The organism is Streptomyces sp. NPDC046805, assembly GCF_040645355.1.
Classification (GTDB): Bacteria; Actinomycetota; Actinomycetes; order Streptomycetales; family Streptomycetaceae; genus Streptomyces.
Genome location: NZ_JBEYYC010000004.1, coordinates 231,872 through 245,402 on the forward strand (window position 1 = coordinate 231,872; position 13,531 = coordinate 245,402).

Consider the following 13,531-nt stretch of genomic DNA (forward strand, 5'->3'; position numbering starts at 1 on the left):
CCAGCGTCACTGCCCGCCTCCATGCACCATCACCACACTGATCTGGCCCGTCGGTGCAGCAGCCAGCTGGCGGGCGTCCTCCTGGGCCATCTGCAGCGAGATCACCGAGGTCTGATCGGTGCTGTTGCTCCGTACGTCGGTCACCGAGGCATCCCACGCCGACGCCTGCGACGACGAGGACGCCGAACCGGTGTCGGTCGCGCTGGTCGGCGCCACCACCACCGTCACGCGGTTACCGGGCTGCACACCGGGCGGGAACCGGCCCGCCTTCAGCCCCACCGCGGCCACCGCCTGCCCTGCCGGCGGGACGTGCGCCTCTCCCAGCAAGTTCTTGGTCAGCGGGGTCCCAGCCGGCAGGGTGTAGGCGACCGGTCGTCCCTCCACTCTGGCCCGCGACCGTACGGGGATGAACGCCAGGGCGGTGTCAGCCGACAGACTCTCCTCGCGCAGGTCCTGGTCGGACAGCACCTGCCCGGCCGTGACAGAACGGGTCAGCACCAGCACCGGCTCCTGATGGCCGACCCTTGTCGCCACCACCACACCGCCCGCGGCGCAGCCCAGGACCAGTAGCATTCCCACCAGCAGATGCGGAAGCCGACGCGGTCTCGGCGCACCGGCCACCCGTGCCGGTGGCTTCCCATTGCGGCGCCCTGTCCAGCCCGCAGGAGATGTGCTCCCCTGCCCGGTCGGATCCGAGTGCGTGGGCACATGGGTATTCACCAACTGCCACCTCCCGGCACAGGACTTCTCCCACCGCGCCATCGACGCGGCGAACAAGTTCAGATGTAGGGGTTGTCGCTCCCCCGCCGCCTGCTGACAACGCGGGCGAACAGCGGCGTCAACCGCCGTTGTTCAGTGCCTGGCTCTCCGCGACGCGGAAGTCCGCATTCGATGTGGTCGTCATGCCGGGAAAGACGCCGGTCTGCCCGGCACCAGCCCAGGTCACCGTCCAGTGCACCGTCGCTGAGACCGCGAAGGCGCTGTCCGACCGGCCCGCGGAAGAGGTCCGGTAGGTGTAACCGCAGTCCGGAGACTGGCTCTTCGGGCTCGTACGCGACCCGTACGGGGTCCCAGGTCCCTTGCACGTCACCGAGTTGCCGTCGCCCATCGTCCACACCACGGACGACGGGCGCGCCACTGCCCTCACCGACACCCCCGGAACCGATGCCGTCGCCGACACATCTCGCCAGTCGCCGCGGTCAAGCCACAACCAGGTCGGCAGGTTTACGAGTTGCTCATCCGCCGGATTCGCCTTGATCTGCGGGGACAGCAACCGCAACTGGTTGCGCGCGACCAGCGCCAGCTGCGCCGGCGTCGGTTGCGGAGCCCCGCCGCCCTGCTGCGGCCCGTCCGGGATCCAGATCGGCGGCCGGTACACCGCATCCCGCACGCCACCCGCCTCGCACTTGTACACGTACCACGCCCCCGACTCCCCCGGCTTCGGGTCTGCCACCGGCACGACCTCAGACGGCGCGGCCGGGGAGTACACGGCGGACACCGCCCCAGCCACCCCACCGCTGCCCTGCCCGCCCTCGTACGCCGTCTGCGTCGCCCCGGGCGGGGGCTTGTAACCGCTCCGCCGGTACGAACAATTAGCCAAGTTCAAATCCGGGTTCGAGAACTTCGGCTTCTCCCGACCACCGTGCCCGCTGTCCCCTCGCGCGCTGGGCGAACCACCCGAGCGAGAGGTTCCGCCGCCGCCCTGCGGAGGCACAACACGCCGACCACCCGATCCCGCACCGAGGTCACATCCGGGATGCGGGTTCTGGTCGCACTGAACCGAACCCCACCCGCTATCGCCGAAGGCGGGCACTGCGACTGCTCCTACGATGGCGAGGGACAGCCCTGCGACGACAGACCCCCGTCTCAACATGAGCCCACCGCCTCGACCGCGAAGCGAGTGACCTTCCACGCGCCGTTGAGTTTCTTCACCTCGGCAGTGATCGCCTGTCGCCCACCGGGCTTGTCGTCCGCGAGCTTGCCGTTGTCCTTCCGATACTTCAACCAGTGCGTGGAATCACCGCAGTCGGAGATCACGACCGCCGTCGGATTCGCGGCGGGCGTAGCCGAGGTCGCCTTCGGATAGTTCTTCGGTTCGCCCTTTGTCACCAGGCCATTGACATGATCCGCGTACATGCCGCGCGAGATCGCCGACAGGGCGGCGCCGCCCGCGTACTGCGCCAGCTTCGGCGAGTTCCAGTCCGACGTCTTCGCCGCCTGCGCCATGTCCCGCCACATCCCCAAGTACGCCGTCGTCGCCTGCGAGCGCGCGACCTCAACGAGAGAGGCAGAAGGCGAGGACCCGGACGCCGAGCCGCTCGTCGGGCCGACGGGCGTCCTGCCCCCTCCCTGCGAGGTCGAATCGCTCGGCCCGGTCGCACTACAGCCCGCGATCAGCAGCGTGACGACAGCCGTACCCGCCCTCCCGGCAACACGCCCGGCCGGCGTACGTATCCGTGGGACCTTCACAGCCACATCACCCCGCGAACGATGCAGTTCCCGTCACTCGGCACATGAACGATTTCCACGTCTATCGCTTCGCTCCGTTCCCACTGCAAGGCGCGAACGCTACCCGGAACGCTCCAACTTCAAAGCGGGAACGACACTTTGATGGATTCTTTACCTAAGTGCTAAGTCAGCATGGGTATTTGAGTGACAGACGCAGGGGTAGCGTCAATCCCCCGGACAGACAGCGCCGCGTTGCAGTCGGGAACTTCGGGTGACCGTTTCCCCCTCCCTCGCACCACTTGCCAGGTTGATGTGACATTTCCGCTTCAGGTCTGACATGGAGCTTCAGGAGATCGCCTTATGGTCCGCTGCGGGCGGGGCCATCGGCAGCCTCATGGAGAGAACGGCCCGCCGCCTGGTCCCAATACCCGAGTCCATCCGGCGTATGGCGCCGCGGCTCATTCCCGAGATCATCACAGCCGCGCTCTTCGCAGCGCTTGCCAGCAGGATCGACAGCTGGCCGCAGCTCCTCGCCTACGGTTGGTTCACCGCCGTCGGGGTCTCCCTGGCCATCACCGACCTGACCATACGACGCCTGCCGAACGCGCTGATCATCCCCTCCTACCCTGCACTCCTTGCCCTCTTCTGCGTTGACGCCGTCAGCTCACACAACACCACGCCACTGCTGCGAAGCGCGGCCTCGATGATGGTCACCTTGGCAGCCTTCACCGCCATGTACGGCCTCGCGCCTGGACAACTCGGCGGAGGAGACGTGAAGCTCTCCGGACTCATCGGCCTGGCCCTGGGACACTTCAGCTGGACCGCCGCCTTCACCGGTATCCTGTTGGCCTGGCTGCTCGCCGCGTTCGGCGCACTCGTCGTCCGTCTATCACGCAAGTCCCAGCGTGAAGGGCTGCCGTTCGGAACCTGCCTCATCGTCGCATCGATCACAGAAGTGCTCGCGAACAGCTGAGCATGCGCTGACCGCTGTAAAGGACCGGAGACATGCTGTCTCACATGGGCGAGGACAGACCAAGCACTCCGGTCCCGACCCGAGCCCCCGGAACCGGAGCATTTGTCCCGTTGCCCACTCGCTATGCCGCAGCGACGAGGTCTCGTGCCCGTTCGTTGAAGTCGGCGATGAGCCGGTGCGTACCAAACGGCTCCATTCGACGCTGCAAATCCTGCACCGCCTCGATGCAGCGTGAACTCTTCACCTGCTGCGACAGCCTCAAGGTTCGCACTCCGGCGGCGTGCGCGGCTTCGAGATCTCGGCGCTGGAGATGTGAGACGGCGAGTGCGGCCTGCGACATCGCGCCGCGGCGGGCGCGGCGCTGCTGCCGGGCGTGGTCGATGGACACCCGCGCGTGCTGTTCAGCAGTCGCGGAGTCACCGATGTCCCGGAACGTATTGGCGTGCTCGCCGTGCAGGTAGGCAGGGTCGATGAACGCCGCCCACTTCTGCTCCTCTTCCAGGCGTACCCGGCTGTACGCCGTCTCGGACTGGGCGACGGCACGTGCGGCCTCGGTGTTGTCGCCGAGCTTCGCCAGCGCACGGGCCTCCAACGCCCACAGGTCGGCCAGGCAGGCGGGCGAGGTGCGCTTGTCCAGTCCGGCTCGGCCGGCCTGAGCCAGCCGCCGCCCCTCCGTCGGGTTGCCGAGAAGCGTCGCCTGGTCGGCCATGCCGGCAAGGACGTGCGCGCCGAGGGCGGGGTTCTGTGATTCCTCCGCGAGGCGCAGCGACTGGATCAAGTAACGCTGCGCGGTGCCGTGTTCACCGTTGTCGTACGCCATCCACCCGAGCAGGTACGTCTGTTCGGCCGCGGCTTCGCACAACGCGCGCCGAACCTCGTCGGAATGCGTACGCCGCAGCAGTGGATAGACGTGCTGGTTCATGTACTCGGCGAGGATCAGTCGCCCTGAGCCGCCGCCCTGGAAGATGTCCATCTTCTGGAATTCGCCGAACATGTTCTTCACCGCGGTGACGTCTTCCAGCCGTACGCGGGGTCCGGGGTCAGGGTGCTGGTCCAGCGTGTTGAGCAGCCAGTCACGCGAAGGCCCGATGGCCGCGACGGCGGCGAACGGCGCCGCTGCCAAGAATTTGCGACGATCCACGTCGGCCCGCCCCAAGTCGGCAACGGCTTCCACGGTAACGGCGAAGTCAGCGTTGTAGACGAGGGAGCGGTCCGCGCTGCCGCCCTCGGCGAAGCCGAGATCGTACGTCGTGACCCGGTATCCGACGCTGGCGGAGATCACGTCGGCAAGGATCTCCGGCACTGGCGGGCGCGGCTCGTGACCGGCCAGCCAGCGCCGTACGGATGTGGCGTCTGGTTGGATATGCGGCTGACCCCATGTTTGAGCTGCGGCTTTGACACGCCGGGCCAGTTCCTTGTTGCTCATTCCGGACCGCTCAAGCCACCGCGCGAGGTCGGTGTTCGGTGACGTCATGTCGGGCCCTTACCCCTTCACTGCGGTGTGTAGTTCATGTGCCACCCTTTGCCACCCCCTTCGACGGTACCCCCGGGAGTGGTGCGGCTGTTGCCTGGTTGAGCGAACCAAGCGTGAAGGCAAGGGAGTTGCACATGCCAAGACCGGTAGCGCACCGGTTTCCCCGAGCCGATGCGGCAGTACCCGAAGCCCGTTCCTTCTTACGCCAGGTGCTGGCCGATTGGAACATCAGCGACCGTCTCGACGATGCCCTCAACTGTCTGTCCGAACTCGCGACCAACGCGGTGGTTCACGCAGGCGCGAGCGCCGGGCACTTCGATGTCGAGGTCGGCTTCCTCGACGGCTGCCTACGCATCGAGGTACGGGACCTTTCGCGGCAGACGCCGACCAGGAAGTCGCCAGACGCGGACGACCCGACAGGGCGTGGCCTGCTGATCGTCGACGCGTTGTCGGATGGATGGGGGGTGGAGCCGTGTGTCCGGGGCGGCAAGACTGTGTGGACCGAGTTCAAGATCGAGGCAGAGCAGGGGTTATCGGCGGGGGTGAGCCCGTGGTGACCCAGAACGCGAATCCGACCGGCCCGACGGCCGTCGCTCCCACCGCCGGGCTGATCGCCTCGGTGGCCGCGTGGTTCTGGATCGACCTGACGCACGTCGGACACGTCGCCTTCCTTCTGCTGGCCCATCCTCCCGAGCGGCGTCCCAGCGACTCACCCGAGGCGATCGAGGCACGCATGCGCGGCCTTGCCGAGGCACTGGCCCTCGCTGAACCCCACAAGCCGCTCCCCGACATCGGCGCCCGTCTCTTCATGCACCGCGATGCGGACGTGCTGCTCAGCCTCGACGAGTGCGACTACCTCCTCCACGTACCCATCGGAGGCGAATGGGCCCGCTTCGTGTGCAACGGCGGCCCTGTCACCGTCGCGGTCGGCCTCGATCCGCTCCCCGCACGGTCTCACCTCGAAGTAGTGGAGGCCTACCTCACGCAGCGGGTGCGCCAGGGGCGTCTCCTGCTCGGCAAAACACGTGCCTCGCGGGTCCAGTCCGGGCGTCCTTCGCGTACTGCCAGGCAGACGGAAGGTCCCGTGAATGACGAGATGCGGCTGGTGCGGCTGTCCGTGCCGCCCTCTCCCCCATGACTCCCGGTCCGGGCGGCGGACGCTCCCCGACATTCCCGCCGCCTGGACCGGGTCAACCGAACACTGCCTGCCGCCGAGAACAGGCTCGTTCGAAGCATCGAAGGTTCGCGCGATTGACCGATCCGCACACCTCAAAAAGGCAATAATCCGGGCATCATCCGCCAACACCGCACTGATGGCCTGTAGTTCGCGAAGTCCGCAAGTGGCCTCCTGCCCTCGACGAAGGGACAGAACGATGACCGAGCACTGCGTGGTTCTGGACTGCTACACCGTGGAGCCGAGCGGCCTGGGAGTGCCGCCCTACCTCTCGACATACGTACGAGCGGCCTGGTCCGCGCTTCGACGGGCACGTCCCGAGGCGGACGTGCGGTACCTGACGATCGATGATGTGCGCTGGTGTCTGGCCGGAGGCAGGCCAAATGTCCATCCGCCGGTCAGTGACCCGCTGACTTACTCGGCGACCGTGAACCGCGAGGACGCGATCCGGCTATTACGCGACGCCGAGGTGGTTGTCGTGGTGGCCGGCGACAAGGTTCCGTCGGTGCATCTCCACGCGGTCAACGGCAACCTGGAGGAGATCGCCCGAGCTCTGGCCTGTGTACGCGGGCGCCGATACCTTCTCGGCCCGCTGGCGACCTATGCGGTGGACACTCCGGCGGAGTATGCCGGGTTGTTCGACGCCGTGCACACGCATACCACCACCTCGCGCGACCTACCGTTGGGCAGCCGGACGGCGGCGGCGTACGGGCAACTGCGCCAGGACCGGGACTCCTTCACCGGACTCGTGGAGCAGATGCAGTGGCGGCCGATCGCGGAACTGGAGCTGTACCGGGGCTGTACGCGCCGGACCTTCTGCGACTTCTGCAACGAGCCCGCCAAGTCCCCGCTGGTCGCCTTCCGCGAGGTCGACGATGTACTGGAAGAAGCCGCGCAGCTGTACGCCGCGGGCGTGCGCAACTTCCGTCTGGGGCAGCAGACCTGCTTCTTCTCCTACATGCGCAGGGACGAGGAGGCGATCCGCAGGCTGCTCGCCGGCATCCGCGAGCGGTGCCCGGAGCTGGAGGTGTTGCACATCGACAACGCCGATCCACTTGCGGTCGCCGCGCCGGTCGGTCGCCGCATCGCTGCCCTCGTCGCGGAGTACTGCACGGAGGGCAACTGCGCTCCGATGGGGATCGAGTCGTTCGACCCGGTAGTCATCGAGCGTAATCATCTCACCTGCACCCCAGAGGTGCTGCTGCGTGCCGTAGAGCACGTGAACGAGGCGGGCGCCGAACGCGGCCCGGGCGGGCTGCCCAGGCTCCTGCCGGGCCTGAACCTGATCTACGGGCTACCCGGCGAGACTCATGCCACGCACATCGCGAACCTGACCTGGCTCGACCGGATCCTGGACGCCGGTCTGCTGTGTCACCGCACCAACCTCCGGCAGGCCCGAGCGTTCCCCGGCACCCCGCTCTCCGAGCAAACCCAGCGCGAGCCCTTGCCGTCGGCGGAGCACTTCGCCTCCTGGAAGGCGGACATCGACCACGGCTGGGACCGGCCGATGAAGGCGCGCGTCTACCCGACCGGACTGCGGGTCCCGGGACTCCATGCGTACTTCGTGGGCCGCAACGGCACCTGGTGGCGGCGCCTGGGCTCGTACTCCATCCAGATCATCGAGGAAGGCAGCATCGCGCCCGTCGGCACCGCAGCCGACCTGACGGTCACCGGCCACGCTCCTCGCATGATCTTCGGGAAGCGCCTTGTCAAGGCGGCCTGAGGACGCGCTGGGCCTGCTCGCCTCCTGGGACGGACAGGCCCGGCGGACCGCCCGCATCGGCGTGCTGCTGCCCTGGGCGAACCAGGCGGTGGAGAGCGAACTGCCGCGCCTTGGCCTGGCGCACACGGTGTTCCATCACGCCCGCCTGGCCCCGGCTTCTCGGACGACCGCCGTGGACGCCGCGTTCTGGCACGGCCTGCGCGAGGCGGCCGCCGACGCCTTGGAGTCACTGAGCCATCTGCCGCTCGACGCCACGGTCCTGGCCTGTACGTCCGCCGGCTTCACCGACGGTCCGCCGCTGCCGTCCGATGTGGTGACCGCCTTCGACGCGCTCACCCACGTCCTCAAGGCTCTGGACGCCTCCCGCGTCGTGCTCGCCACTCCGTACCCAGGCGATGTGACTGCGGACGAAGCTCTGGCCCTCACCAGACGTGGGATCGCCGTCGTCGCGCACGCGAGTCTGGGACTGGCCGATGGATATCCCGGCGTGACGGCCACTGACATCCATACGCTGATCCGGCAGTTCCCAGCCGACGCGCTGCGCACGGCCGACGCCGTGGTGCTGTCGTGCACCGGCTGGCACACCCTGCCCGTCCTTCTCGACATTCAGCAGGCGGTCGGCATGCCGGTGATCTCCTCGAACCTCGCCATGGCCCTGTTCGCCGCCCGCCTGGCGATGGGAGCGTCGCTGTGACCACAGGAGCCGACCGGATTCTCCGCCTCGTCGACACCGCCGCAGCCCTGCCGGGCGTACGACGCGAGGTCGAGGCCAACCACGACGACAACCGCTGGTGGCCCACCTCCATCAGCGATACCCGGATGCGGATGCTCGTCGCCGGCTGGTCCACCCGGGTCTCGTACCGGATGATCGACACCTACGCCACCGTGGTCACCAACGCGAACGCGCTCGGTTTCGACGCCCTGGCCGACGCTACCGACCGAGAAGTCGCCGGTCTCGTCAGGCCGATCGGCCTGACGACCGCCCGTGTCGACTATCTCAGATCCCTGACCGACCTCGTCCGCCGCTGGAACAAGGACGCCATCGACCCGACCGCCGGAGGTGTCGGCACCGACGAACTGATCGCCACGTTCGCGGAACAGGTCCATGGCGCTTCATTCAAGGTCGCCCAGTGCGCGCTGCTGTACGCCCGCGGCTACCACTGCGGCATCATCCCCGTCGACTCCGGCATGGTCACCCGGCTCGCACCCGCCCTGGGCATCGCCCTGCCCTCCGGGCCCAGCGCTCACGAGGAGCTGCGCCACCGCCTCGAGGCAGCCGTCCGCATCCGGCCCGGCGACTTCCGCACTCTCGCAGACCGACACCATCACGGCGTCACCATCCCCGCCGACACCGCGCCCACCTGGTGGGTGCACCTCGTACTGATCTACTTCAAGCGCCTCTTCCTCAACGGCCCGTCACGACGCCTGTGCACCCGGCGCCCCCTCTGCGCGGGCGCCATCGACTGCACCCACGTACACCGCTGATCCGCATAACCAAAGGGGGGACATGCAACGGATATCCGTCATCGGAAACATCTCCCGGGACCAGACCCGCTATCCAGACGGCCACGGCAATGACCAGCTCGGCGGCGCCGCCCTGCACGTCGCACGGGCGGCCATCCGTGCCGGCGCCCGCGCCACCCCGGTCTCCGTGATCGGTGGAGACCTCCGGTCCCTTCCGCATCACCCGGCCCTGTCGGGCGTCGACTGGACCGCGCTCCGCGTCACCACAGGACCGTCCGCCAGGTTCGTCATGCACTACGACGAACGCGGACGACTTCTTAACCTCAAAGCCGCGTACGGGGCGTCCAGCCAGCTCACCGACCACGCTGTGGACCACATCACCCGACACCCCCGCGATCTCTACCACGTGTGCTGCCGCCGCCCCCTGAACGTCCCGCAGGTCCTGAAGCTCCTGACCGACAGCGACATCGGATTCAGCGTCGACTTCTTCCTGTCCAGTGCCGACGAGTTGATCGGGGAAGCTGCGCCCTGGCTGCCTCACGCTTCCTGGATCTTCGCCAACGCCCGCGAATACGCACTCCTGGATTCCGTGTTCGACGCGTCTGTGCTCGGCGGCATCGTCGTCACCGACGGCCCTCGCCCCGTACGCCTCATCAGCCGTGGCAGCCAAGTCGCCGAAGCGACGCCTCCCGCCACCGCTCCTGTGGAGGTCACCGGCGCAGGCGACACCCTCACCGGCACCTACCTGGCACGTATCGCCTGCGGTAACGGCATGAGCGCGGCGCTCGAAGCCGCGGTCGACGCGGCCAGCCGCCACACCACAGCCCCGCCCCTCATGCTGCACCGCAACTGAACCTTCGTGGAAGGGAGTTATCCGGTGTACTACGTCGCGCATCGCCTCTTCGCGGCCCATGACCGCGCCCTGGGCGCTTTCATCGCCCAGCGCCTGGCCGCCAAAGCAGGGCCTGAGTCCGTTTTCCTCCCATTCTGCGACACCGACGAAGAGGACCTCATCGCCCCCGTCAAAGGCCGCCGTCTGTTCGAACTGGACCGTGCGCGCCTTGAGTCCCTCACCGGGATGATCGCCGTCCTCCACGGCCCAAGCCTCGACGACGGGGTCTGCATGGAAATCGGATACGCCACGGCTCTCGACATTCCGGTCGTCGTGGTCACCACCGACTTCCAGACCTACTCCGCCGCCGACAACAGCACTCGCTGGGAGTTCCCCGATCCCCTGATCGAAGTGGTCGCCCGGCGCATCGTCCGCGTCGACCGGCTCGGGACGCCGGGACCAGGAGCCTCACGCGACCGCTTCGCGGCCTTCGCGGCCCGCAACCAGGCCCAGCTTGAAACAGCCGCCGCCTTGAGTGTCGAAGCCGTCCTCGAACTGGCCACCGCCAATGCCCCTGGCGCCTCCGTCACTTCTCCGACGGACAAGGGACACGCGTTCATCGAGCCAAGCCCGTACACCGCACAACCGGAGACTTGGCCCGCAGCGCTCCAGGCTGCCGGTTTCTCCGTCACCACGGCGAGCCGCCACCGAGCACCGGACCCCGTCACGGCAGCCCGCGGAGACTGGAGGGCAGCCCTGCATTCCGAAGTCCTCGTCGCCGACGTGTCCGGCCCCGAGACACCCCCGGGAGCCGCCCTGCTCGTCGGGGCCACCACGGCACTACGCCGCCGCATCGCCGCCTACCTCCCCACCACCACGCTCACCCACGCCAGGGGCCGCGAACCCAACTGGCGGAATCTGATGATCCAGTACGCCGCCGGGTCCCGCATCCGCGATGTGCACGATGTCGCCTCATGGCTGGCCTTATGAACACCGAGGAGATCGCAGCCGTCCACCGGACCATCGTCATCGAAGGCTGCGACGGAGCGGGGAAGAGCACACTCGCGACCCGTCTGGCCCGTGAACACGGCTTCACCGTGATCCACTGCCCACGCACCCCGGACTCGGTCAGCCTCCTACAACGCTACCTGGACCTACTCGCCCGCCCCGGCCGCCTCGTCCTCGATCGCTCCTTCATCAGCGAACTCGCCTACGGCCCGCTCTACCGAGGCGGTTCACGTATCACCTGGGACGAGGCCCGGATGCTCGCCAAGGCCGTCGCCAATCGGGACGGAGTCTTCCTCCACTTGACAGCGTCAGCCGCAGCAATCCGCGCACGGCTGCTGGACCGGGACAAGGAAGCACCTCTGCCCGAGGAGATAGCAGCGCTCCTGGCCGCCTACCAGACCGTCTTCGCAACGCTCGCGGAATCCGTGCCGGTCATGACCGTCGACACCACTGCCGGATGACGTCCTCCAACCGAATGACAACCACCAAAGCCCCAGTGGGCACAGCACGTTCTCAGTAAGCTCCGGCATCGGCCGACCCACCACGCGCCGGAGGAACTGTGGACATCCGCTCTGCCCAGAAGCTGGCCTGGGACAACAAAATCAACAAGGGCTTCAACACCACTGACCTGTCACTGGAGTTCAACCTGCTCACGGCAGAGATCGGAGAGGCCTTCACCGCGTGGCGCAAGCACCACTCCGACTTCGGCGAAGAGCTCGCGGATGTCTTCCTCTACCTCGCCGCCATCGCCGAGATGAGCGGCCTCGATCTGCAAACCGAAGTACAACGCAAGATCGCCAAGAACCGCGATCGCGTCTATGCGCGCAACGAGCACGGTGTCCCCGTTCGGATTGCAGAGCCTGCGCAGGACTGATCCGCCACTCATCGGCGCAGCGAGTGCTTCGTTCCAGTTCGCTGAGCAGTCGATCTTCAGCCGTACGAGTTGATCGCACTGCTCATGGTTCGGGGCGCCAGGGGTCCGGCAACAGCTGCCAAATTGAAGGTGGTCCGGTGCACGTGCGCGTACCGGACCGGCAGTGCGCGGACAACGCCCGCTGGCAGGCCGCAGTCGAGGCTCCCACATACCCGTCCGACACGCTGAAAGTTCACGCCGAACTCGACCCGGGAACCTACCGGCATCAAGGTCACCGACATCGACATCGACGCCCTGCCCATGCATCGGCACCGCTTCCACGGCGACTGGAACTACACCCTCCATCCACGACCTCGCGACACCGCCCGCGCAGTCAAGAACCCGCGGCCGGCCAGCGGCCCGCCCCCGCAGCCCTGCACCTGGCGTCTGCGCAACCCGGAGCTGACCGGTATGCCCGAACCCGTGCTGGACGAACTCGTCTACCAACTGGGCGGGAAGCTAGATGAGTCACCTGAGCAAGGACGGCTTCAGCACCGAGGAGGTGAACGCATCCGTGCTCGCGGCGCAGGGGCCAAGGACAAGCTGAGCACCGCCGACAGAGTCCTGGCCAGCGTCCTCTATCTGCGCAAAATCGGCACCCGAGACCTGCTCACCCGGCGCTTCGGAGTCAACGGCAGCACACTCACCAGAGCCGTTCACCAAGTCCAGCCCCTCCTGGCTGAGCGCGGCTGCATCATTCCACCCTCGACAGCCCGGTTCCGCACGCCCGCTGACATCGCCGCGTTCCTTGCAAACAGCAGCCCTGAGATCAAACCCGCATGTTGATTCTCTGCGAGCCCTTAGGGAGGGCTCTCCGGGCCGTGCGGAGCTGCTCGCTCAGGGCTTTATCCCGGGGTGGCCGGCGGACTGGATTGTCGCCGCCGAGGTCGATCGCAGTGGCGCCCTATTCCGGCGCGCACCCCCGCAGCATGTACTCGATGACGTCGTCGAGGCCGGGTTCGAGGATCTCGGCGGGCAGTACGCCGCTGCTTGCCAGGCTTGCGAAGCCGTGGAGGGTGGCGAAGAGGGGGAGGCCGACACGCTCCAGCGGGCCCTTCCGGACCTCGTTTCGGTGTTGCCCCTGCGCGATCAGCTCCAGCACCTGCTCGCCCCAGCGCTGGGACGCGGCGACCAGCGCTTCGGACGCCGCCGGGTCGTGCTTTTTCGCGTACATGAGGTCGAGCAGCTCGGCGTTGGCGGTCGCGAAGTCCACGTACGCGCGGGCTATGGCCGCGACCCGCTCGGCGAACGTCTCGCCGACGTCCTCCTGCGATGCCGTCAGAGTTTCAGCGAGCCGGTCGAAGCCCGCCACCGCCAGCGCGTCTAGCAGGGCCTGCTTGTCCTTGAAGTGGCGGCTCGGCGCGGCATGGCTGACGCCGAGGTTGCGGGCCAGTTCGCGGAGGGACAGGGCGCCGGGCCCCTTCTCCTGGAGCGTCTCCTCGGCACGGGTGAGCAGCGCGGCGCGCAGGTCTCCGTGGTGGTAGCGGCGGGTCTGCGTGGGCGTCATGACCGTCAGTGTATC

Annotated in this window: 15 protein-coding genes and 1 pseudogene; 11 read left to right on the top strand and 5 right to left on the bottom strand. The window is 67.6% G+C overall.

Annotated elements, in window-relative coordinates:
* Window positions 1–6 precede the first annotated feature (6 nt).
* The 3 genes from ABZ910_RS07270 to ABZ910_RS07280 all read right to left on the bottom strand — a co-directional run bounded on the left by ABZ910_RS07270 (window position 7) and on the right by ABZ910_RS07280 (window position 2,226).
* A complete protein-coding gene (locus ABZ910_RS07270; protein ID WP_361360484.1) occupies window positions 7–573 on the bottom strand; it encodes an SAF domain-containing protein in 567 nt (188 codons plus the stop codon).
* A 265-nt stretch (window positions 574–838) separates the two neighbouring features.
* Complete coding sequence (locus ABZ910_RS07275; RefSeq protein WP_361360486.1) at window positions 839–1,489, bottom strand: hypothetical protein; 651 nt, start codon at window positions 1,487–1,489, stop codon at window positions 839–841.
* A gap of 377 nt (window positions 1,490–1,866) precedes the next feature.
* Window positions 1,867–2,226 (bottom strand): hypothetical protein, encoded by a 360-nt coding sequence (locus ABZ910_RS07280; protein ID WP_361360487.1) that lies wholly within the window; start codon window positions 2,224–2,226, stop codon window positions 1,867–1,869.
* A gap of 559 nt (window positions 2,227–2,785) precedes the next feature.
* On the opposite strand from ABZ910_RS07280, the gene ABZ910_RS07285 reads away from it, so the two are divergent.
* The gene (locus ABZ910_RS07285) at window positions 2,786–3,421 is read left to right on the top strand and encodes an A24 family peptidase (protein ID WP_361360489.1); all 636 of its coding nucleotides are present in this window, start codon (window positions 2,786–2,788) and stop codon (window positions 3,419–3,421) included.
* A gap of 121 nt (window positions 3,422–3,542) precedes the next feature.
* Here the strand turns inward: ABZ910_RS07285 and ABZ910_RS07290 are convergent, their stop codons facing one another.
* A complete protein-coding gene (locus tag ABZ910_RS07290; protein WP_361360491.1) occupies window positions 3,543–4,895 on the bottom strand; it encodes a transcriptional regulator in 1,353 nt (450 codons plus the stop codon).
* 134 nt (window positions 4,896–5,029) lie between these two features.
* Between ABZ910_RS07290 and ABZ910_RS07295 the strand changes: the two genes are divergently transcribed.
* From ABZ910_RS07295 to ABZ910_RS07340, 10 genes and pseudogenes are all read left to right on the top strand, one after another.
* Complete coding sequence (locus ABZ910_RS07295) at window positions 5,030–5,452, top strand: ATP-binding protein (protein ID WP_361360493.1); 423 nt, start codon at window positions 5,030–5,032, stop codon at window positions 5,450–5,452.
* Window positions 5,449–6,033: a hypothetical protein gene (locus ABZ910_RS07300; protein ID WP_361360495.1), complete on the top strand. Its 585-nt coding sequence runs from the start codon at window positions 5,449–5,451 to the stop codon at window positions 6,031–6,033. The genes ABZ910_RS07295 and ABZ910_RS07300 overlap by 4 nt, the downstream gene beginning before the upstream one ends.
* Window positions 6,034–6,268: 235 nt before the next feature.
* Window positions 6,269–7,792 (top strand): radical SAM protein, encoded by a 1,524-nt coding sequence (locus ABZ910_RS07305; protein ID WP_361360497.1) that lies wholly within the window; start codon window positions 6,269–6,271, stop codon window positions 7,790–7,792.
* Entirely contained in the window at window positions 7,776–8,486 is a 711-nt protein-coding gene (locus ABZ910_RS07310) for a hypothetical protein (protein WP_361360499.1), read from the top strand. Before ABZ910_RS07305 ends, ABZ910_RS07310 begins: the two co-directional genes overlap by 17 nt.
* Window positions 8,483–9,277: a hypothetical protein gene (locus ABZ910_RS07315; protein ID WP_361360501.1), complete on the top strand. Its 795-nt coding sequence runs from the start codon at window positions 8,483–8,485 to the stop codon at window positions 9,275–9,277. Before ABZ910_RS07310 ends, ABZ910_RS07315 begins: the two co-directional genes overlap by 4 nt.
* Window positions 9,278–9,299: 22 nt before the next feature.
* Complete coding sequence (locus ABZ910_RS07320) at window positions 9,300–10,109, top strand: carbohydrate kinase family protein (RefSeq protein ID WP_361360503.1); 810 nt, start codon at window positions 9,300–9,302, stop codon at window positions 10,107–10,109.
* Between the two features lie 24 nt (window positions 10,110–10,133).
* Window positions 10,134–11,078: a nucleoside 2-deoxyribosyltransferase gene (locus tag ABZ910_RS07325; protein WP_361360505.1), complete on the top strand. Its 945-nt coding sequence runs from the start codon at window positions 10,134–10,136 to the stop codon at window positions 11,076–11,078.
* Complete coding sequence (locus ABZ910_RS07330; protein ID WP_361360507.1) at window positions 11,063–11,557, top strand: hypothetical protein; 495 nt, start codon at window positions 11,063–11,065, stop codon at window positions 11,555–11,557. The genes ABZ910_RS07325 and ABZ910_RS07330 overlap by 16 nt, the downstream gene beginning before the upstream one ends.
* Before the next feature lie 98 nt (window positions 11,558–11,655).
* The gene (locus ABZ910_RS07335; protein WP_361360509.1) at window positions 11,656–11,970 is read left to right on the top strand and encodes a MazG-like family protein; all 315 of its coding nucleotides are present in this window, start codon (window positions 11,656–11,658) and stop codon (window positions 11,968–11,970) included.
* Window positions 11,971–12,194: 224 nt separating this feature from the next.
* Window positions 12,195–12,795, top strand: a pseudogene (locus ABZ910_RS07340) (transposase family protein); the annotation flags it as partial.
* A 118-nt stretch (window positions 12,796–12,913) separates the two neighbouring features.
* Here ABZ910_RS07340 and ABZ910_RS07345 read toward each other — a convergent pair.
* Window positions 12,914–13,516 carry a TetR/AcrR family transcriptional regulator gene (locus ABZ910_RS07345; protein ID WP_361360511.1) on the bottom strand — a complete coding sequence of 201 codons (603 nt, stop codon included), beginning with the start codon at window positions 13,514–13,516 and terminating at the stop codon, window positions 12,914–12,916.
* Window positions 13,517–13,531: the final 15 nt, after the last annotated feature.

Bases quoted from the DNA above. Each gene is read 5' to 3' on its own strand.
- ABZ910_RS07270 (WP_361360484.1), bottom strand. From the start codon at position 573: ATGCTACTGGTCCTGGGCTGCGCCGCGGGCGGTGTGGTGGTGGCGACA.
- ABZ910_RS07280 (WP_361360487.1), bottom strand. From the start codon at position 2,226: ATGGCGCAGGCGGCGAAGACGTCGGACTGGAACTCGCCGAAGCTGGCG.
- ABZ910_RS07285 (WP_361360489.1), top strand. From the start codon at position 2,786: ATGGAGCTTCAGGAGATCGCCTTATGGTCCGCTGCGGGCGGGGCCATC.
- ABZ910_RS07290 (WP_361360491.1), bottom strand. From the start codon at position 4,895: ATGACGTCACCGAACACCGACCTCGCGCGGTGGCTTGAGCGGTCCGGA.
- ABZ910_RS07295 (WP_361360493.1), top strand. From the start codon at position 5,030: ATGCCAAGACCGGTAGCGCACCGGTTTCCCCGAGCCGATGCGGCAGTA.
- ABZ910_RS07305 (WP_361360497.1), top strand. From the start codon at position 6,269: ATGACCGAGCACTGCGTGGTTCTGGACTGCTACACCGTGGAGCCGAGC.
- ABZ910_RS07320 (WP_361360503.1), top strand. From the start codon at position 9,300: ATGCAACGGATATCCGTCATCGGAAACATCTCCCGGGACCAGACCCGC.
- ABZ910_RS07330 (WP_361360507.1), top strand. From the start codon at position 11,063: ATGGCTGGCCTTATGAACACCGAGGAGATCGCAGCCGTCCACCGGACC.
- ABZ910_RS07345 (WP_361360511.1), bottom strand. From the start codon at position 13,516: ATGACGCCCACGCAGACCCGCCGCTACCACCACGGAGACCTGCGCGCC.